Source organism: Bradyrhizobium sp. Kon37 (assembly GCF_055807535.1).
Map to the genome: position 1 here is coordinate 14,805 of NZ_JBVVOY010000011.1, position 18,534 is coordinate 33,338.

The window sequence follows — 18,534 nt, forward strand, 5'->3', positions numbered from 1 at the left end:
ATGCATTATTGCGATACATGCGTTCTGAATTGGAGAACGCCGTCGAGCGCGCCGGAATTCGGATATGGCCAAGCGCGCTCATGTCGGGTTGCAGATCGTCGCCGAGAAGATCAGAGCCGCTAACGCGAGCTTCTCCGACGGAAGCGTCCTGTACCTACCGCCGAGCTCCTGAGACGTCGAATCGGGCAAATGCCAAGCCTTGCAAATAGCGAGGATGTGGTATACGTTGAGGCTGTTCGTTCAGCCGCTGTGCCTTGTTGAATGCGCCCGCGGGCTCCTTTTCCATAGACATCGACGAATAGAATTTGTTCTGCGTGACGAGCACGCGGAACCTGCGCGTATGCGCTTTGGAGAAGAAAATGACGACAGGTACTGTGAAGTGGTTTAACGGCCAGAAGGGCTTTGGATTCATTCAGCCGAACGACGGCGGCAACGATGTGTTCGTTCACATCAGCGCGGTCGAGCGGGCTGGTCTTGCAGGTCTCGCTGAAGGCCAAAAGGTCAACTTCGAGCTCAAGACCGACAAGATGCGGGGCAAGGTCAGCGCTGAGAATCTCTCGCTGGCCTAAAGCCTTGGTGCCGTTTCACGGATGTGCTGAAACGGCCATGCCACCCGCTCGATCCCAGGATTGAGCGGGTTTTTGTCCGTTGCAGAGCAGGGTGAATAATGAGCGCCAAGAGACCGGCCGAACCGTCACCCGAAAGCATCGCGCGTACTAACCGTCAGCGTTTGGCCGCAGAGGAAGGCGCTCGGGCGATGGTGGATGTTGGAAAGCAAGCCGTCGATGTTCGCAAGAACATGGCGCGGCTTCGAGAGCTGCGCGAAGCCAAGGAAGCGGCAGACGCCGCCCTTCAGGCATCATTGCCCGCCGCCACCCCGACGAAGCGCAAGAAGAAGGTGACGCCATAGCTGGCTTCCATTGCACCGACGACAATTGGGAGAGGGCCGATCACATGCCAAAGAGTGCGGGTCGTGCCTAGAATCAAGTCGGATGGCGGTGGCACCATCACCTTCTTTCTCGCGCTTGGCGCGGGACGACAGATGTGCCGTCTTGCGACGACGTTCCTGACGCAGAAGCAGGCTTTTAGTTATCTTCGCAAGAACCGAACCGAGTTCGAGCGCATGGCGCGGGCGCAGCTCGCTTCTGGTGCAGTCGAAGACGGAATCGTCGTGCTATCGATGCTGTAGGGCAGGCGCAGATTTCAGTGCCGCGCCTTCAGCGCAATCCGCGATCGGAGTCTGGGACCGACGCTCTTATTCGGAGCCGCTTCCCGGCTTCGCCTCCCGGGCCAATCGCTCCGCTTTCAGCCGTTCGCGATTCTCGTTGAAGGAGTTCTGGTCCTTCGCATAGTCATTGATCGGCTTCTGCGTTGTCGCAGGCTTGAACGCCTTGTTGGCTTCACGCTTGGCGCGATCAGAGGATTGATCTTTCGACATTTAAGCCCTCAATTTGATCAATGAGCGTGGTCCTGGCGAGTGCCGGACGCGACGCCACCTGTGCCCGAACTGAAAGGCCGACTTGCCATCCTCGGAAGCGAAGGCGACCAGTTCTTCAGCGTGGGGCAGGGTCTTTGCGAGGCGTGCTGCACTCGCCGTGGAGATTGCATGCTGGCATTTCCGGGCATGCTCGCATTTCCGGGAGCACGCCGGTCGAGGGAGTAACGGCCGGCCACCGCGTCTGTTCCTCGCGAACCAATCTTTAATCCAGCCTTGGCGGCGCGGCAAGCGCGCCGATCGTGCGATGCAGCCTTTGCGCGCCAACAAAAAGGCCGCCGAAGCCGGCGGCCTTTCGCGTCGTGAGATGAGCCCGCTTACTCGGCGGCCTGCTTTTGCGGCGGATCGAGCGCGCCGGACTTGTGGATATCGGCGACCTGATGGTCCGAGAAGCCAAGCACGGTGCGCAGGATCTCGTCGGTGTGCTCGCCGAGCAGCGGGGAGCGCTCCACCTCGCTCGGGGAGTCCGACAGCTTGATCGGGTTGCCGACCGAGATGTACTTGCCGCGGGTGGGGTGGTCGACCTCGACCACGGTGCCGGTCGCGCGCAGCGACTGGTCCTCGGCGATCTCCTTCATCGACAGGATCGGGCCGCAGGGGATGTCGTCCTTGTTGAGGATTTCCATCGCCTCGAACTTCGTCTTCGTCATCGTCCACTGTTCGATGCGGCCGAAGATCTCGTTGAGGCGCGGCAGGCGAACGGCGGGCTTGGCGTAGTTCGGATCGGTCTTCCAGGAGGGCTCGCCGATCACGTCGCAAATCTTCTCCCAGACCGGGGCCTGCGTGATGAAGTAGATGTAGGCGTTGGGATCGGTCTCCCAGCCCTTGCACTTCAGGATGCGGCCGGGCTGGCCGCCGCCTGAATCGTTGCCGGCGCGCGGCACGGCATCGCCGAACGGAATGCCTTCGCCGAACTGGCTGTATTCCTTGAGTGGACCATGGGCGAGGCGCTGCTGGTCGCGCAGCTTGACGCGCGCGAGGTTGAGCACGCCGTCCTGCATCGCTGCCGTGACCTTCTGGCCCTTGCCGGAATGGGTGCGCTGATAGAGTGCAGTGACGATGCCGAGCGCCAGATGCAGGCCGGTGCCGCTGTCGCCGATCTGCGCGCCGGTGACGAGCGGCAGGCCGTCGCGGAAGCCAGTAGTGGAGGCGGCGCCGCCGGTGCACTGCGCGACGTTCTCATAGACCTTGCAGTCTTCGTACGGTCCGGGACCGAAGCCCTTGATCGAGGCGACGATCATCTTCGGGTTGATCGCCTGGATCTTCTCCCAGGGGAAGCCCATGCGGTCGAGCACGCCGGGACCGAAATTCTCGACCAGTACGTCGCACTTCTTGATCAGCTCGGTGAGGACTTCCTTGCCCTTGGGGTTCTTGGTGTCGAGCGTGATCGAGCGCTTGTTGTGGTTGAGCATGGTGAAATACAGGCTGTCCACGTTCGGGATGTCCTGCAGCTGGCCGCGGGTGATGTCACCCACGCCCGGACGTTCCACCTTGATCACGTCGGCGCCGAACCATGCGAGCAACTGCGTGCAGGTCGGCCCGGACTGGACGTGGGTGAAGTCGAGAATGCGAACGCCCTCGAGCGCTTTTGTCATCGTGTTGCTCCGTACTCTGATCTACCCCTGCACCCGCAGGGACCTAATGGGTTGAAGGGGAGTGCTTACTTCTTCTTCTGCAGAACGCTTTGCGGATTGAGGTTGCCGATGCGGCCGCTTTCGGAACCGGCGGCGGGATCGATCACGGCGTTGATGAGCGTCGGCTTGCCCGAAGCCATGGCTTCGTTGACGGCGCGCTTGAGCTCGTCCGGCGAGGTCGCGTTCACGCCGACGCCGCCGAAGGCCTCCATCATCTTGTCGTAGCGGGCGCCCTTGACGAACACCGTCGTTGCCGGATCGGCGTTGGCGCCGTTGACGTCGGTGCCGCGATAGATGCCGTCATTGTTGAAGATGACGACGCAGATCGGCAAATTGTAGCGGCAGATGGTCTCGACCTCCATGCCGGAGAAGCCGAAGGCCGAGTCGCCCTCCACCGCGAGCACGGGATGGCCGGTCTCGAGCGTAGCCGCGATCGCCTGGCCCATGCCGATGCCCATCACGCCCCAGGTGCCGACGTCGAGACGCTTGCGCGGCTTGTACATGTCGATGACGCCGCGGGCGAGGTCGAGCGTGTTGGCGCCCTCGTTGACGAGGATCGCCTCGGGATGATCCTTGATGACGTTCTTCAGCACGCCGAGCGCGCCGTGATAGTCCATCGGCGATTTGTTGTTCATGAGCTTCGGCGCCATCTTGGCGACGTTCTCTTCGCGCTTGGTCGAAATCGCCTTGGTCCACTCGGCCGGCGGGGCGGTCCAGCCCGAAGCCATCGCCTGGTTGAAGGCGGAGACGACCGAGCCGATGTCGCCGACGACGGGCGCGACGATCTCGACGTTGGAGTCCATTTCCCTGGGTTCGATGTCGACCTGAATGAACTTCTTGGGCGCTTCGCCCCAATTCTTGCCCTTGCCGTGCGAGAGCAGCCAATTCAGCCGGGCGCCGATCAGCAGCACGACGTCAGATTCTTTCAGCACCGTGGAGCGGGCAGCGCCCGCGCATTGCGGATGCGTGTCGGAGAGCAGGCCCTTGGCCATGCTCATCGGCAGGAAGGGGATGCCGCTCTTCTCGACGAAGGTTTTGATCTCCTCGTCGGCCTGCGCGTAGGCCGCGCCCTTGCCGAGGATGATGAGCGGGCGCTTTGCGCTCTTCAAAACATCAAGCGCGCGCTTGATCGACGCGGGCGAGGGGATCTGCGCGGGAGCCGCGTCGATCACCTTGACCAGCGACTTCCGGCCGGCATCGGCGTTCATCACCTGGCCGAACAGTTTTGCCGGCAAGTCGAGATAGACGCCGCCCGGACGGCCGGAGACGGCGGCACGGATGGCACGGGCGAGCCCGATGCCGATGTCCTGGGCGTGCAGCACGCGATAGGCCGCCTTGCACAGCGGCTTGGCGATCGCGAGCTGGTCCATCTCTTCGTAGTCGCCCTGCTGGAGGTCGACGATCTCGCGCTCGGAGGAACCCGAGATCAGGATCATTGGGTAGCAGTTGGTGGTGGCGTGCGCGAGCGCGGTGAGACCGTTGAGGAAGCCGGGCGCGGAGACGGTGAGACAGATGCCGGGCTTCTTGGTGAGGTAGCCGGCGATGCCCGCCGCATAACCGGCGTTCTGCTCGTGGCGGAACGAGATCATGCGAATACCGGCCGCCTGCGCCATGCGGCCCAAATCCGTGATCGGGATGCCCGGCACATTATAGATGGTGTTGATGCCGTTCAGCTTGAGCGCGTCGATGACGAGATGAAAACCATCCGTCAATTCCTGCTCGGTGCCCGGTGCTTCGGACTTGGTCGCGGTATTCAGCATGGGCCTTGTCTCCCTGGTCTCAAGATGCCGTTTCAGGCTTTAGGGGCGATGCCTCGCCCTTCTGGTGAACGTTGCTGGCTAGAAGAGTTCCTGACCATGCGCTTCGACGTAAGCGGCAAGGCCAAGGGTGTGATCGCGGGCGCGCTTCTCGGCGAGTTCGGTATCGCGCGCCTCCAGGGCTTCGATCATGCCGAGATGCTCGGGGAGCGACGTCGCGGTGCGGTCCTTGCGTCCAATGGTCAATTGCCGATAGCCGCGCACGTGCAGCAGCAGGTCGTTGGTGAGATCGACCAGCACCGGTGATTCCGACAGCGAGATCAGCGCCTGGTGGAAGGCGATGTTGGCGCGCGAATATTCCTCGACATGATCCTCGGGGAGGCGGTCTTTGCCAAAATCCTTGAAGTAGTCGCGCAGCGCCGTGATGTCTTTCTTGCGCGCGGTGGCGGTGATGAGGCGGGCCGCCATGCTCTCCAGCGCCGCCCAGGCGCGGATCATGTCGACGATCTCGCTCTTGGTCCTTCGCACCACCATGATGCCGCGGCGCGGAACCGTCTTCACGAAACCGTCCTGCTCGAGCATCGCTATGGCTTCGCGGATCGGCGTGCGGCTCACACCCAGGCGCTCGGACAACGCGCGCTCGTCGAGCATCACCGGCTCGGGCGTCGAGTAGATGTCCATCTTGAGGATGGCTTCCTTCAAGGCGTCATACGCCTTGTTCTTGAAGCTACTCTCCGGGGCAATACGAACGATTGCGATATCTGCCTCGGCCATGTTCGGCAACGCCTTGGTTGGTTTCCGCAGTGACACGACGAATCTCCTCCAGTGGGAGTCGTCTTTTACAGGATTATTAACGGGAAAGTTTTTGGCATACCAAATACCAGAATGTCAAGCTGCCTATTTTTTGCAGCGTTCTAAGGTGCGCTGCAGCTTGACAAGTTGGCTTCTGGCATACCAAATGCCATCGCCAGCCATTTTTGATCCAAGCCGGCGGAGCAATCTCGGCTTTATGCCACTCCGTTCCGCGACATGGAACAGAGCGCGGCGAATGGAAAAGCATCACGGGCAGCCGCAACACGCGCGCGCTTTGAGAACGCAAGAACCAAGGTCAAGGGAGAAGCCACATGTCCAATTCCAAAGATGCCGTCCGCAAGGTGCTTGACCAGGTCAAGGCGGACAAGCGCACCAGCCTGACCGCGCCGGAAGGCAAGCTGGTCTGCGACGCCTATGGCATTGCGGTGCCGAAGGAGGGGGTGGCGAAGTCGGCCGGTGAGGCCGGCAAGATGGCCGCCTCGATGGGCTTCCCGGTGGTGATGAAGATCGTCTCGCCGGACATTCTCCACAAGACCGAAGCCGGCGGCGTCATCGTTGGCCTCAAGACGGCCGAAGACGCCGAGAAGGCCTACGAGACCATTCTCGGCAACGCCAGGAAGTACAAGTCCGACGCCAAGATCGAGGGTGTCCAGGTGCAGCAGATGCTGGCCGGCGGCACCGAAGTGATCGTCGGGTCGATCACCGACGCCTCGTTCGGCAAGCTGGTGGCCTTCGGTCTCGGCGGCGTGCTGGTCGAAGTCCTGAAGGACATCACCTTCCGCCTCGCGCCCGCGACCAAGCAAGACGCACTGTCGATGCTCGACGGCATCCAGGCGCATGAAATTTTGAAGGGCGTTCGCGGCGGCGAGCCGGTGAACCGCACGGCGCTGGCCGATGTCATCGTCAAGGTGTCGCAGCTCGTCACCGATTTCCCCGAGATCGTCGAGCTCGATCTCAACCCGGTGTTCGCGACGGCCAAGGACGCGATCGCGGCCGACGTCCGCATCGTCGTCGACTTCGCTTACGTGCCCAAGCCGAAGCCGCGCCCGACCGAAGAGATCGTCGCGGCCATGAGCCGCATCATGCAGCCGAAGGCGGTTGCCGTGGTCGGTGCTTCGGCCGAAGACGGCAAGATCGGCAATTCCGTGATGAAGAACCTCATCAACGGCGGCTACAAGGGCGACATCTACCCGATCCATCCCAAGGCCGCCGAGATCCTCGGCTACAAGGCCTATAAGAGCGTCAAGGACGTGCCCGGTGTGATCGACACCGCGGTGTTCGCAATTCCCGCGAAGTTCGTGGCCGCGGCGCTCACCGAATGCGGCGAGAAGAAAATTCCCGGCGCGGTTCTGATCCCGTCGGGCTTCGCGGAAGCCGGCGCGCCGGAACTCCAGGCCGAGATCGTCGAAGTTGGCAAGAAGTACGACATCCGCCTGATGGGACCGAACATCTACGGCTTCTATTATACGCCTGCCAATCTCTGCGCGACCTTCTGCACCGCCTATGACGTCAAGGGCCACGCGGCACTGTCTTCGCAATCGGGCGGCATCGGCATGGCCATCATCGGCTTCTCCCGTTCGGCCAAGATGGGCGTTTCCGCCATCGTCGGCCTCGGCAACAAGTCCGACATCGACGAGGACGATCTGCTCGCCTTCTTCGAGCAGGATCCGAACACCAACCTGATCGCGCAGCACTGCGAAGACCTTAAGGACGGCCGCGCCTTCGCGGAAGCGGCAAAGCGCGTTTCCAAGAAAAAGCCGGTCATCGTGCTCAAGGCCGGTCGCACCTCGGCCGGTGCGAAGGCGGCCTCGTCGCACACCGGCGCGCTCGCCGGCAACGACAAGATCTACGAGGATGTCCTGGCGCAGTCCGGCGTGATCCGCGCCCGTAGCTTGCGGCAGCTGCTCGAGTTCGCGCGCGGCGTGCCGGTGCTGCCGACGCCGAAGGGCGAGAACGTGCTGATCATCACCGGTGCCGGCGGCTCGGGCGTGCTGCTGTCGGACTCCTGCGTCGACAACGGCCTGTCGCTGATGGCGATGCCGGCGGATCTGGATGCAGCCTTCCGCAAGTTCATCCCCCCGTTTGGCGCGGCCGGAAATCCCGTGGACATCACCGGTGGCGAGCCGCCGATCACCTACGTCAACACGGTGAAGCTCGGCCTGACGGACGAGCGCATCCATTCGCTGATCCTCGGCTACTGGCACACCATCGTCACGCCGCCGATGGTGTTCGCCCGCAACATGGTCGAGGTGAAGAAGGAGATGGAGGCCAAGGGCTTCGTGAAGCCGATCGTCGCCTCGCTCGCCGGCGACGTCGAGGTCGAGGAGGCCGCCGAATATCTCTACCAGAATGGCATCCCGGCCTATGCATACTCGACCGAGCTGCCGGTCGAGGTCCTGGGCGCCAAGTACAAATGGGCGCGCGGGGCAGGGCTGCTCTGAGTCGACGATGCCGCTTCGCCTCTCCTCGCGCGCGGGGAGAGGCGAGAACAGTCAGGTCGCGATGAGCAGGAACGTGATCCGGCGTAAACCGCTCGAGCCCCGCTCGCCGTCGGAGGCCGACAACGAGGTGCGCGACGGCGGCGTGCAATCCGTCGATCGCGCGCTGTCGATTCTCGAGACTTTGTCCGAGGACGACGAAGGCTATCGCCTCAGCGATCTCGCTGTTCGCACCGGGCTCTCCGCCTCGACCGTGCATCGCCTGCTGGCGACGCTGGAAAGCCGCCGCTTCGTGCAATTCGACCGCGCCGAATCCAAATGGCATGTCGGCGTGCGCAGCTTCACGGTCGGCGCGAGCTTTGCGCGGCGGCGCAATTTCAGCGCCCAGGCCATCCCCTATTTGCGCAAGCTGCGTGATCTTACCCGCGAGACCGCCAATCTTGCCATGGTCGACGACGAGTTCATCATCGTGCTGACCCGCATGGAGAGCCGCGAGATCATGCGCTCGCTGACCCAGGTCGGCGGCCGCGTCCCCATGGTGACTTCCGGCGTCGGCAAGGCGGTGCTCGCGACCTATTCCGACGAGGACGTCGGTGCCGTCATCCGCCATCACGGCATGCCACGCCTGACCGAGAAATCCATCGTGCGGCCGAGCGACCTGTTCAAGGAGCTCGAAAAGATCCGCAAGCAAGGCTACGCGCTGGATGATGAAGAGGCCTGCATGGGCCTGCGCTGCGTTGCCGCGGTGGTCTACAACGATTGCGCCGAGCCGCTCGCGGCGATTTCGGTCTCCGGCATGACCAGCCGGCTGACCGATCAGCGGTTACCGGAAATCGGGCAGATCGTCCGCGATGTTGCTGCCGAACTGACGGCCGCGCTCGGCGGGGCAGTTCCGACACCCCGCTAATCGGAAACCCGGGGTATGTCACTGGACAGTGTCGGCCGTTTTGGCTGATATGCGACCAAACGACACGATGCGGCAAACGTCCGCATGAGCCCGGAGACGTCCCATGTTTCAACTTCCCGCGCGCCTCGTCGGCGCAGCCGTCGCGCTGACCCTTGCGGCAGCCACGCCGGCTTTTGCCCAGCAGCTCGAGCTCAAGCTGATGGCACCGGCGGCGCCGGGCGGTGGCTGGGACCAGACCGCGCGCTCGATGCAGCAGGCGCTGGTCGCCGCCGGCGTTGCGCGCAGCGTGCAGGTCACAAACGTTCCCGGCGCAGGCGGCAGTGTCGGCATCGCGCAGTTCGTCAACGGCGCCAAGGGTGACGGCAACCAGCTGATGGTCAACGGCTTCGTCATGGTGGGCGCGCTCGCCATGAACAAATCACCCGTCACGCTCGAGCAGGTGACGCCGATCGCCCGCCTCACCGAGGAAATCCAGGTGATCGTGGTGCCGGCAAATTCGCCGATCAAGACCGCGCAGGATCTGGCCGCAGCCGTGAAGGCGGACATCGCCAAAGTGACCTTCGCCGGCGGCTCGGCCGGTGGCGTCGATCATGTGATGGCGGCATTGTTCGCCGGCGCCGTTGGCGCCGACGCGAAGAAGATCAACTACATTCCGTTCTCGGGCGGCGGCGAGTCGCTCGCCGCCATTCTCGGCGCGAAGGTCACTGCCGGCATTTCCGGCCTCAGCGAATATGATGGGCAGATCAAGTCCGGCAAGCTGCGCGCGATCGGCGTGACCTCGGAGAAGCGCATTCCAGGGAGCGACATCCCGACCTTCAAGGAGCAGGGCATCGACCTCGTGATCGCCAATTGGCGCTCGGTGGTCGCGCCTCCCGGAATCACGCCGGAGCAGCGCAAGATGCTAAGCGACGCGGTCGAGAAGATGGTGAAGTCGGACGCCTGGAAAGACATCCTCAAGCAGAAGGGCTGGGAGGATGCCTATCTCGGCGGCGACGCCTTCGCCGACTTCCTGAAAAAGGAAACCGTGCGCGTCACCGACGTGCTGAGATCAGTTGGCCTGGTCAAGTCATGACCACAGGCGATCCAGCCCAGCCACCGCGGCGCGTCGATCGCGCCGGCATCGTCATCGCCGCGTCGCTCGCGCTACTTGCCGCGGTGCTGGTCTGGGACGCGCGCGGCCTGCAATCGACCACGATGTACGGGATGGGGCCGGAGGCGATGCCGGTCGTGATCGCCACCGGTCTCGCGCTGCTCGCGATCGGCAATCTCGTTGACGCGCTGCGCGGTCATTTGCCGGCGCGCGAGAGCGCCGATCCCGTACCGGTGGTCTTGATCCTCGCGGGCCTTGCGCTGCTGATCGGCATCATCGGCTTCGGCGGCGGGTTCATTCTGGCGACGTCGGCGCTGTTCGTCACGACCTCGGCAGCATTTGGGCGTCGCGCCGTCCTCGTCGATTCCGCCATCGCCCTCGTGATGTCGATCCTCATTTACCTCGCGTTCGACCGGTTGTTGACGTTGAGCCTTCCGGCCGGCCCCCTGGAGCGACTGCTGTGATGGACACCTTCGCCGCGCTGGCGCATGGCATGGCGGTCGCCGTGCAGCCGATGAATCTCCTCTACGCCCTGATCGGCGTGTTCCTCGGCACCGCCGTGGGCGTGCTGCCCGGCATCGGTCCGGCGCTCACGGTCGCGCTGCTGCTGCCGGTGACGTACAAGCTCGATCCCGGCGGTTCGCTGATCATGTTTGCCGGCATCTACTACGGCGGCATGTATGGCGGATCGACCACCGCCATCCTGATCAACACGCCCGGCGAGAGCGCCTCGATGGCGACGGCGCTCGAAGGCAACAAGATGGCCAAGGCCGGCCGCGGCGGGCCGGCGCTCGCGACCTCCGCGATCGGCTCCTTCGTCGCGGGCACGATCGCCACTATCGGGCTTGCCTTTCTCGCGCCGTGGCTGGTCGATTTCGCCGTGCGCTTTGGCCCGGAGGATTATTTCGCGCTGATGTGCGTCGCCTTCGTCACGGTGTCGGCGACCTTCGGCGATTCCCCGATCCGCGGCCTGACCAGCCTGTTCATTGGTCTGACGTTGGGCCTCGTCGGCATCGACAAGCTGACCGGTCAGGCGCGGCTTGCGTTCGGCGTGCCCGAGCTGCTCGACGGCGTCGAGGTGACGACGCTCGCGGTCGGCCTGTTCGCGGTGGGCGAGGCGCTCTACGTCGCATCGCGCCGCCACCACACTGAGGAGAAGCTCGAGCCGGTGCGCGGCTCGCTGTGGATGACCAAGGAAGACTGGAAGCGATCGTGGAAGCCATGGCTGCGCGGCACCATGTTCGGCTTCCCGATCGGTGCGCTGCCCGCCGGCGGCGCGGAAATCCCCACCTTCCTGTCCTATTCCTGCGAGAAGCGGCTGACCAAACACCCCGAAGAATTCGGCAAGGGCGCGATCGAAGGCGTTGCAGGACCGGAGGCCGCCAACAACGCTTCGGCTGCGGGCACGCTGGTGCCGCTCCTGACGCTGGGATTGCCGACCTCGGCGACGGCCGCGATGATGCTGGCGGGCTTCCAGCAATACGGCCTCAACCCGGGGCCGCTGCTGTTCGCCGAGCGGCCTGACCTCGTGTGGGGCCTGATCGCGAGCCTGTTCATCGCCAATTGCATGCTGCTGGTGCTCAATCTGCCGCTGGTCGGTCTGTGGGTGCGGCTGCTGGCGATCCCGCAGCCGTGGCTCTATGCCGGCATCCTCGTGTTCGCGACCATGGGCACCATCGCCGCAAAGCCGTCGGTGGTCGAACTGTCGATGCTGGCCGGCTTCGGCGTGCTCGGCTTTCTGATGCGGCGGTTCGATTTTCCGATCGCACCCGTCGTGGTTGGCCTGATCCTCGGCCCGATCGCCGAGAGCCAGCTGCGTCGCGCGCTCGCGATCAGCCTCGGCGATCCCATGACGCTGCTCCAGAGCCCGATCTCGGCGACGCTGCTTGCGCTGGCGTTGATCGCGCTGCTGGCACCCTTCGTGCTGAAAGGGATGGGACGCTTCAAGGCGAACGAGGACTAGCCATCCCGAGGCGAGCGTCTTCTAATGTTACCTCCATCTCGTGGGAAAAGTCATGCCGTCAGAGCTCCGTTCGCCCCGTCTCGCTGTCCTGATTGATGCCGACAATGCTTCGGCAAAGATCGCCGATGGACTGTTCGAGGAGATTGCCAAGATCGGTGAGGCCAGCGTTCGCCGCATCTACGGCGACTTCTCCAATGCCAGGTCGAGGGGTTGGGCCGACATCCTGTCGAAACACGCCATCATCCCGCAGCAGCAGTTCGCCTATACGACCGGAAAGAATGCGTCGGACATCACCCTGGTCATCGACGCGATGGACCTGCTTCACAGCGGCCGCTTCGACGGCTTTTGCCTGGTGTCGTCGGACAGCGATTTTACACGTCTCGCCGCCCGGATCCGGGAGCAGGGCATCGATGTCTTTGGATTCGGCGAACAGAAGACGCCCGAGAGCTTCCGGCAGGCCTGTCGAAGGTTCGTCTACACGGAGAACCTGCTTCCCGCGTCGGCGAACACCCAGGACGCCGCCTCGCGATCGACGTCGCTTCAGCCGCTTGATGCCGCAACCCCCATCATCAAGAAGGTCATCACCCAGATGGAGAGCGAGGACGGCTGGGTGACGCTCGGGGAGGTCGGTCGCCAACTTGCCAATCTCGCGTCCGATTTCGATCCGAGAACGTTCGGCTTCCGCAAACTGAGCGACCTCGTGCGCAAGACGAATTCCTTCGAGATCGACGAGCAGAACGGGAGGTCGATGCGGATTCGGGTCAAGGCCGCTGCCGCAGCGGCCCCGAGACGACGGAACTCGCGCAGACCCGCGAGGCCGGCGGCGGCAGGCGGTTCGCCGCCTAAGGCGTAAGCAGGGCGTGCCGTTATATTTGCGCTTGCCCGGTCCGGCGCGGAGCGTAACCATCGCAGGGCCATAACGCCACGCGAGGGTCCTGATGACCAGACTTACCCGCTTCGCCGTCGCACCGCTGCATTCGATGACCCGCCGTCTCGCCGATGTGGCCTCGGCGCGTGTCGCGCCGGATCTCGTCGTCACCGGCGCGCGGGTGCTCTCGACCTATTCGGAGCGTATCCACGCGAGCCGCGAGGTCTGGATCACCGGCGGCCGCGTTGCTGTGGTGAAGCCGGCCGGTGCTGCGAAGAAAGTCTTCGGCCACGTGCCGGTTTACGATGCCGCCGGCGGCATTATCGCGCCGGGCCTGGTTGATCCGCACATCCACATCGAATCCTCGATGGTGACGGCCTGCGCCTACGCCGAGGCCGCATTGCTCAACGGCACCACTACGATCTTCTGCGACAGCCACGAGATCGGCAACGTCATGGACGTCGCCGGCGTCGAGGCGATGCTGGAGGACGCGCGCGAGGCGCCGTTGTCGATCTTTTTGACTGTGCCAAGCACGGTGCCGGCCACCTCAGCCGCACTCGAGACCGCGGGCGGCGACCTCACGCCGGACAAGATCGCCGGCCTGTTCGACCGTTGGCCGGAGGCTGTCGGGCTCGGCGAGAAGATGGATTTTGTGCCCGTCACCATGGGGGACGAGCGCAGCCATGCGATCCTCGCCGCCGCCCTGAAGCGCGGGCGGCCTGTATCCGGCCATGTCTATGGCCGCGAGTTCGTTGCGGCCTATGCGGCGAGCGGCGTCACCGATACGCACGAGGCGATCGACCGCGACATCGCTGACGATTTGCTCGATGCCGGCGTCTGGGTGTTCCTGCGCGGGGGACCGCCGACCACACCGTGGCACTCGCTGCCGCAGGCGATCCGCACTATCACCGAGCTCGGCGCTTCGCACAAGCGCACCGCCGTGTGCACCGACGATCGCGACGCCGATGATCTCCTGCTGTTCGGTCTCGACTGGGTGGTGCGGGAGGCGGTGAAGGCGGGAATGTCGCCCGAGCAGGCCTGGTCAATGGGCTCGCTGCATGGCGCCACGCGCTTCAACATGGACAGCGATATCGGCGGGCTCGGGGGCGGGCGCCGGGCCGATCTGGTGCTGATGGACGACAATTTGAAGCCGCAATGCACCTGGTATGGCGGCGAACTCGTGGTCGAAAACCGCAAGATCACGCCGAAGCTCGATCAGGCGCTGTCGCAGCGCTATCAATACCCGCAGGCGGCCTACGCGACTGTGAAGCTGCCGGAGAAGCTGAAGCTGACGCCGGAGCTGCCGCTGAAGGCCTGCACCGTCAACGCCATCAAGACCGCGTTGCCCGGCATCACGCTGATCCATGAGAAGATCGAGATCGAGCCGGCCAAGGATTGGCCGGAATTGTTCGCGCGCTACAGCCTGTGCTTTGTCACGGTGGTCGAGCGCCATGGCAAATCGGCCGGCAATGTCGCCTATGGCCTGTTGAAGGACTTTGGCCTGAAGCGCGGCGCGGTCGCGTCCAGCGTCGGCCATGACAGCCACAACATCATTGTTGCCGGAACCAACGAGGCCGAGATGCAGGTTGCGGTGGCCGCCATCAAGGAGCAACAGGGCGCCGTCTGCCTCGTCGCCGAGGGCAAGGTGAGGGCGCTGGTGCCGCTGCCGATCGCCGGCCTCCTCTCCGACAAGCGCGTCACCGAGGTGGCCGAAGAGGTCAAGGTGCTGAAGAAGGAATGGGCGGAAGCCGGCTGCACCATCCCCTACATGGGCTTCAATTTGATTCCGCTATCGGTCATTCCGGAAATTCGTATCACCGACAAGGGTCTCGTGCTGGTGCCGCAGATGGAGCTGGCGCCGCTGTTCGAGTGATCGCTTTCACGCGTGTCTCGATCTAACTGACTGAAGCTGCCGCGATTTTTCCGCGGCTGCCGCATCGTGGAAAATAAAATCGATCTCGTTGAGTGCAGCCCTCGCGGGCCTGATGATCTCGCTCGAGCCAATGCAACTCAAGCGAGGTCCGATATGGCGAAGATGCGAGCCATCGATGCTGCCGTGCGAATTCTGGAGAAGGAAGGCATCTCGACTGCCTTCGGCGTTCCCGGGGCCGCGATCAATCCGCTCTACTCGGCGCTGAAGAAGCGCGGCTCGATCCGCCACATCCTGGCGCGCCATGTCGAGGGCGCCTCGCACATGGCCGAGGGCTACACGCGGGCCAAGGCCGGCAATATCGGCGTCTGCATCGGAACTTCGGGGCCGGCGGGCACCGACATGATCACCGGGCTCTATTCGGCGATCGCCGACTCGATCCCGATCCTCTGCATCACCGGGCAGGCGCCTCGGGCGCGGCTCTACAAGGAGGATTTCCAGGCCGTTGACATCGAATCGATCGCAAAGCCCGTGACCAAATGGGCGGTGATCGTGCGCGAGCCCGGGCTGGTGCCTCGCGTGTTCAGCCAGGCCTTTCACATCATGCGCTCGGGAAGGCCCGGCCCGGTGCTGATCGACATGCCGCTCGACGTGCAGCTTGCGGAGATCGAGTTCGACGACGAGACCTATGAGCCGTTGCCCATCTACAAGCCCACCGCGACCCGCAAGCAGGTCGAGAAGGCGCTGGAGATGCTCAATGCCGCCGAACGGCCGCTGATCGTCGCGGGCGGCGGTGTGATCAATGCCGACGCGTCCGACCTTCTGGTCGAGTTCGCCGAGATCGCCAACGTGCCGGTCGTGCCAACGCTGATGGGCTGGGGCGCCATCCCCGACGACCACGTGCTGATGGCCGGCATGGTCGGTCTTCAGACCAGCCATCGTTACGGCAATGCCACCATGCTCGAATCCGATTTCGTACTCGGCATTGGCAACCGCTGGGCAAACCGCCACACCGGCTCGGTCGAGACCTACACCAAGGGGCGCACCTTCGTGCATGTCGACATCGAGCCGACGCAAATCGGGCGCGTGTTCAATCCCGATCTCGGCGTCGTCTCGGACGCGAAGGCGGCGCTCGAACTGTTCGTCGCCGTCGCCAGAGAGTGGCGCCGGTCAGGCAGGTTGCGCGAGCGCCAGGCATGGCCCGCTTCCTGCCGCGACCGCAAGAAAACGATGTTGCGCAAGAGCCATTTCGATAACGTCCCGATCAAGCCACAGCGCGTCTACGAGGAGATGACTAAGGCCTTTGGCCGTGACACCTGCTACGTCTCCGTGATCGGCCTTTCGCAAATCGCCGGCGCGCAGTTTTTGGGTGTCTACAAGCCGCGCAACTGGATCAATGCCGGGCAGGCGGGACCGCTCGGCTGGACGCTGCCCGCGGCGCTCGGCGTGCGCGCGGCGTGCCCGGATCGCGATATCGTCGCGCTCTCGGGCGACTACGACTTCCAGTTCCTGATCGAGGAGCTCGCGGTCGGAGCGCAATTCAACCTGCCCTACATCCACGTCGTCGTGAACAATTCCTATCTCGGCCTGATCCGCCAGGCCCAGCGCGGCTTCGACATGGATTATCACGTCCAGCTCTCCTTTGAGAACATCAACGCGCCCGAGCTCGGCGGCTACGGCGTCGATCACGTCGCCGTCGCCGAAGGGCTCGGCTGCAAGGCGATCCGCGTCACCAATCCCAAGGACGCGCAGGCCGCGTTCGCCACCGCACGCGAATGGATGGCGAAGTACCGCGTGCCTGTGATGGTCGAGTTCATCCTCGAACGCGTCACCAACATCGCGATGGGCACGGAGATCGACAACATCGTCGAGTTCGAGGAGGTGCTGGATCTGCCGCTCGACGAGGTCGCGACCGCGCGGCCCGGCGTGCTGCAGCCGGCGGAATAGGGAACAGCAACATGCCGAAATTCGCTGCGAACCTCACCATGCTCTTCAACGAGATGCCGTTCGTGGACCGCTTCGGCGCGGCCAAAGCGGCGGGCTTTTCCGGGGTCGAGTACCTCTTCCCCTATGAATTCGACAAGGCGCAGCTGCGCGAGCAGCTCGACAGCCACGGGCTGACGCAGGTGCTGCACAATCTGCCGGCCGGCAATTGGGCGGCAGGCGAGCGCGGCATCGCGGTCCTGCCTGATCGTGTCAGCGAGTTCAGGGACGGCGTGTTTCGCGCCATCGACTATGCCAAGGCGCTCGATTGCGAGCAGCTCAACTGTCTCGTCGGCATCGCGCCTGTCGATGCCGATCCGCGTGATCTCAACGAAACGCTGGTCGGGAATCTGCGCTTTGCGGCGTCGACCCTGGCGCGCGAGAACATCAAGCTTCTGGTCGAGCCGATCAACACGCTCGACATTCCCGGCTTCTTCCTCAACGGCACCGAGCAGGCCGTGCAGCTGATCTCGGAGGTGCGCTCGAACAATCTGTTCATCCAGTACGACATCTATCACATGCAGATCATGGAGGGCGATCTCGCCCGCACCATGCAGGAATATCTGCCGCAGATCGCGCACATCCAGCTCGCCGACAATCCCGGTCGCAACGAGCCCGGCACCGGCGAGATCAACTATCCCTTCCTGTTCCGCCATCTCGACGCGATCGGCTATCGCGGCTGGATCGGTTGCGAATACAAGCCGCGCACCACGACGCTGGACGGCCTGTCCTGGCACGCGGCGCAGACTTTCGAGACCTGAGGAAACTTTGACATGATCGACATCGGCTTTATCGGACTTGGCACCATGGGACGGCCGATGGCCGGTCATCTTTTGGCTGCAGGCCATCGCGTTCTCCTGCACGATGTCGGGCCGGTCGCACCCGAGCTGATCGCCGGCGGCGGCGTTGCCTGCAAGTCAAGCAAGGAGGTTGCGGAGGAGGCGGATGCGGTCATCATCATGGTGCCGGATACCCCGCATGTGGAGGCCGTGCTGTTCGGCAAGGACGGCGTCGCGGGCGGCATTTCCAAGGGCAAGATCGTGGTCGACATGAGCTCGATCTCGCCGCTGGCAACCAAGGAGTTTGCGAAGAAGATCGAGGCGCTCGGCGCGGATTATCTCGACGCACCGGTGTCAGGCGGGGAGGTCGGTGCCAAGGCGGCAAGCCTGACCATCATGGTCGGTGGCCCCGAGCGCGCCTTCAACACCATGAAGCCGATCTTCGACCGGATGGGAAAGAACGTCACCCGGGTCGGCGCCAATGGCGACGGCCAGACGACGAAGGTAGCTAACCAGATCATCGTCGCGTTGACGATCGAGGCGGTCAGCGAAGCGCTGCTGTTCGCGTCGAAAGCCGGTGCGGATCCGGCACTGGTGCGGCAGGCCTTGATGGGCGGCTTTGCGTCGTCGCGGATTCTCGAAGTGCATGGCGAACGCATGGTGAAGCGCAATTTCGATCCCGGCTTCCGCATCGAGCTGCACCAGAAGGATCTCAACCTCGCGCTTGAAGGCGCCCGCGCGCTCGGCCTGTCGCTGCCGAGCACGGCAGTGGCGCAGCAACTGTTCTCGTCCTGCGCCGCGCATGGCGGCAAGGGCTGGGACCACTCGGCGATGGTGCGCGCGCTGGAACTGATGGCGGGCCACGAGATCGCTGCGGCCTGAACTGTTACCGGGTAACAGTCTCCGGTTTTGGTGCGGTCTAGATCGGGCGGGGAAC

General features: G+C 63.8%; 17 protein-coding genes. 13 read left to right on the top strand and 4 right to left on the bottom strand.

Going from position 1 to position 18,534, the window contains the following annotated elements:
* Positions 1–359: 359 nt before the first annotated feature.
* The 3 genes from AC0L3J_RS20810 (at position 360) to AC0L3J_RS20820 (ending at position 1,189) form a co-directional block, all read left to right on the top strand.
* On the top strand, positions 360–569 hold the full coding sequence (locus tag AC0L3J_RS20810; protein ID WP_007593324.1) for a cold-shock protein: 210 nt from the start codon (positions 360–362) through the stop codon (positions 567–569).
* A gap of 98 nt (positions 570–667) precedes the next feature.
* Positions 668–910 (top strand): hypothetical protein, encoded by a 243-nt coding sequence (locus AC0L3J_RS20815; protein WP_007593322.1) that lies wholly within the window; start codon positions 668–670, stop codon positions 908–910.
* A 54-nt stretch (positions 911–964) separates the two neighbouring features.
* Positions 965–1,189, top strand: a complete 225-nt coding sequence (locus AC0L3J_RS20820; protein WP_026233616.1) for a hypothetical protein — start codon at positions 965–967, stop codon at positions 1,187–1,189.
* 66 nt (positions 1,190–1,255) lie between these two features.
* Here the strand turns inward: AC0L3J_RS20820 and AC0L3J_RS20825 are convergent, their stop codons facing one another.
* The 4 genes from AC0L3J_RS20825 to AC0L3J_RS20840 form a co-directional block, all read right to left on the bottom strand.
* Positions 1,256–1,438: a hypothetical protein gene (locus AC0L3J_RS20825; RefSeq protein ID WP_007608360.1), complete on the bottom strand. Its 183-nt coding sequence runs from the start codon at positions 1,436–1,438 to the stop codon at positions 1,256–1,258.
* A 374-nt stretch (positions 1,439–1,812) separates the two neighbouring features.
* On the bottom strand, positions 1,813–3,090 hold the full coding sequence (frc, locus tag AC0L3J_RS20830; RefSeq protein WP_007608365.1) for a formyl-CoA transferase: 1,278 nt from the start codon (positions 3,088–3,090) through the stop codon (positions 1,813–1,815).
* Between the two features lie 65 nt (positions 3,091–3,155).
* Positions 3,156–4,889, bottom strand: coding sequence for an oxalyl-CoA decarboxylase (gene oxc / locus AC0L3J_RS20835; protein WP_456765112.1), 1,734 nt, complete (start codon positions 4,887–4,889; stop codon positions 3,156–3,158).
* A gap of 78 nt (positions 4,890–4,967) precedes the next feature.
* On the bottom strand, positions 4,968–5,660 hold the full coding sequence (locus tag AC0L3J_RS20840) for a GntR family transcriptional regulator (RefSeq protein WP_197031202.1): 693 nt from the start codon (positions 5,658–5,660) through the stop codon (positions 4,968–4,970).
* 350 nt (positions 5,661–6,010) lie between these two features.
* Here AC0L3J_RS20840 and AC0L3J_RS20845 point away from each other — a divergent pair, with 350 nt between their 5' ends.
* The 10 genes from AC0L3J_RS20845 to AC0L3J_RS20890 all read left to right on the top strand — a co-directional run bounded on the left by AC0L3J_RS20845 (position 6,011) and on the right by AC0L3J_RS20890 (position 18,479).
* Positions 6,011–8,140: an acetate--CoA ligase family protein gene (locus AC0L3J_RS20845; protein WP_456765111.1), complete on the top strand. Its 2,130-nt coding sequence runs from the start codon at positions 6,011–6,013 to the stop codon at positions 8,138–8,140.
* Between the two features lie 61 nt (positions 8,141–8,201).
* Positions 8,202–9,044, top strand: a complete 843-nt coding sequence (locus AC0L3J_RS20850) for an IclR family transcriptional regulator (protein WP_456769664.1) — start codon at positions 8,202–8,204, stop codon at positions 9,042–9,044.
* Positions 9,045–9,147: 103 nt separating this feature from the next.
* Complete coding sequence (locus AC0L3J_RS20855; RefSeq protein WP_456765110.1) at positions 9,148–10,116, top strand: Bug family tripartite tricarboxylate transporter substrate binding protein; 969 nt, start codon at positions 9,148–9,150, stop codon at positions 10,114–10,116.
* On the top strand, positions 10,113–10,598 hold the full coding sequence (locus AC0L3J_RS20860) for a tripartite tricarboxylate transporter TctB family protein (protein ID WP_456765109.1): 486 nt from the start codon (positions 10,113–10,115) through the stop codon (positions 10,596–10,598). Before AC0L3J_RS20855 ends, AC0L3J_RS20860 begins: the two co-directional genes overlap by 4 nt.
* The gene (locus tag AC0L3J_RS20865; protein ID WP_027569151.1) at positions 10,598–12,097 is read left to right on the top strand and encodes a tripartite tricarboxylate transporter permease; all 1,500 of its coding nucleotides are present in this window, start codon (positions 10,598–10,600) and stop codon (positions 12,095–12,097) included. The genes AC0L3J_RS20860 and AC0L3J_RS20865 overlap by 1 nt, the downstream gene beginning before the upstream one ends.
* Before the next feature lie 52 nt (positions 12,098–12,149).
* Positions 12,150–12,950: an NYN domain-containing protein gene (locus AC0L3J_RS20870; RefSeq protein WP_456765108.1), complete on the top strand. Its 801-nt coding sequence runs from the start codon at positions 12,150–12,152 to the stop codon at positions 12,948–12,950.
* An 85-nt stretch (positions 12,951–13,035) separates the two neighbouring features.
* On the top strand, positions 13,036–14,838 hold the full coding sequence (locus AC0L3J_RS20875; RefSeq protein WP_473348228.1) for an adenine deaminase: 1,803 nt from the start codon (positions 13,036–13,038) through the stop codon (positions 14,836–14,838).
* Between the two features lie 153 nt (positions 14,839–14,991).
* Complete coding sequence (gene gcl, locus AC0L3J_RS20880) at positions 14,992–16,782, top strand: glyoxylate carboligase (RefSeq protein WP_473348229.1); 1,791 nt, start codon at positions 14,992–14,994, stop codon at positions 16,780–16,782.
* Positions 16,783–16,793: 11 nt separating this feature from the next.
* Positions 16,794–17,579: a hydroxypyruvate isomerase gene (hyi, locus tag AC0L3J_RS20885; protein WP_456765105.1), complete on the top strand. Its 786-nt coding sequence runs from the start codon at positions 16,794–16,796 to the stop codon at positions 17,577–17,579.
* Positions 17,580–17,591: 12 nt separating this feature from the next.
* On the top strand, positions 17,592–18,479 hold the full coding sequence (locus tag AC0L3J_RS20890; RefSeq protein WP_456765104.1) for a 2-hydroxy-3-oxopropionate reductase: 888 nt from the start codon (positions 17,592–17,594) through the stop codon (positions 18,477–18,479).
* The last annotated feature ends 55 nt before the right edge of the window (positions 18,480–18,534 follow it).

What these genes read in the sequence shown, in the direction of transcription:
- AC0L3J_RS20870 (WP_456765108.1), top strand. Translation starts at nt 12,150, where the DNA reads ATGCCGTCAGAGCTCCGTTCGCCCCGTCTCGCTGTCCTGATTGATGCC.
- AC0L3J_RS20875 (WP_473348228.1), top strand. Translation starts at nt 13,036, where the DNA reads ATGACCAGACTTACCCGCTTCGCCGTCGCACCGCTGCATTCGATGACC.
- AC0L3J_RS20815 (WP_007593322.1), top strand. Translation starts at nt 668, where the DNA reads ATGAGCGCCAAGAGACCGGCCGAACCGTCACCCGAAAGCATCGCGCGT.
- AC0L3J_RS20825 (WP_007608360.1), bottom strand. Translation starts at nt 1,438, where the DNA reads ATGTCGAAAGATCAATCCTCTGATCGCGCCAAGCGTGAAGCCAACAAG.
- AC0L3J_RS20865 (WP_027569151.1), top strand. Translation starts at nt 10,598, where the DNA reads ATGGACACCTTCGCCGCGCTGGCGCATGGCATGGCGGTCGCCGTGCAG.
- AC0L3J_RS20890 (WP_456765104.1), top strand. Translation starts at nt 17,592, where the DNA reads ATGATCGACATCGGCTTTATCGGACTTGGCACCATGGGACGGCCGATG.
- oxc (WP_456765112.1), bottom strand. Translation starts at nt 4,889, where the DNA reads ATGCTGAATACCGCGACCAAGTCCGAAGCACCGGGCACCGAGCAGGAA.
- hyi (WP_456765105.1), top strand. Translation starts at nt 16,794, where the DNA reads ATGCCGAAATTCGCTGCGAACCTCACCATGCTCTTCAACGAGATGCCG.
- AC0L3J_RS20850 (WP_456769664.1), top strand. Translation starts at nt 8,202, where the DNA reads ATGAGCAGGAACGTGATCCGGCGTAAACCGCTCGAGCCCCGCTCGCCG.
- AC0L3J_RS20845 (WP_456765111.1), top strand. Translation starts at nt 6,011, where the DNA reads ATGTCCAATTCCAAAGATGCCGTCCGCAAGGTGCTTGACCAGGTCAAG.
- AC0L3J_RS20810 (WP_007593324.1), top strand. Translation starts at nt 360, where the DNA reads ATGACGACAGGTACTGTGAAGTGGTTTAACGGCCAGAAGGGCTTTGGA.
- AC0L3J_RS20860 (WP_456765109.1), top strand. Translation starts at nt 10,113, where the DNA reads ATGACCACAGGCGATCCAGCCCAGCCACCGCGGCGCGTCGATCGCGCC.
- AC0L3J_RS20855 (WP_456765110.1), top strand. Translation starts at nt 9,148, where the DNA reads ATGTTTCAACTTCCCGCGCGCCTCGTCGGCGCAGCCGTCGCGCTGACC.
- AC0L3J_RS20840 (WP_197031202.1), bottom strand. Translation starts at nt 5,660, where the DNA reads ATGGCCGAGGCAGATATCGCAATCGTTCGTATTGCCCCGGAGAGTAGC.
- gcl (WP_473348229.1), top strand. Translation starts at nt 14,992, where the DNA reads ATGGCGAAGATGCGAGCCATCGATGCTGCCGTGCGAATTCTGGAGAAG.
- frc (WP_007608365.1), bottom strand. Translation starts at nt 3,090, where the DNA reads ATGACAAAAGCGCTCGAGGGCGTTCGCATTCTCGACTTCACCCACGTC.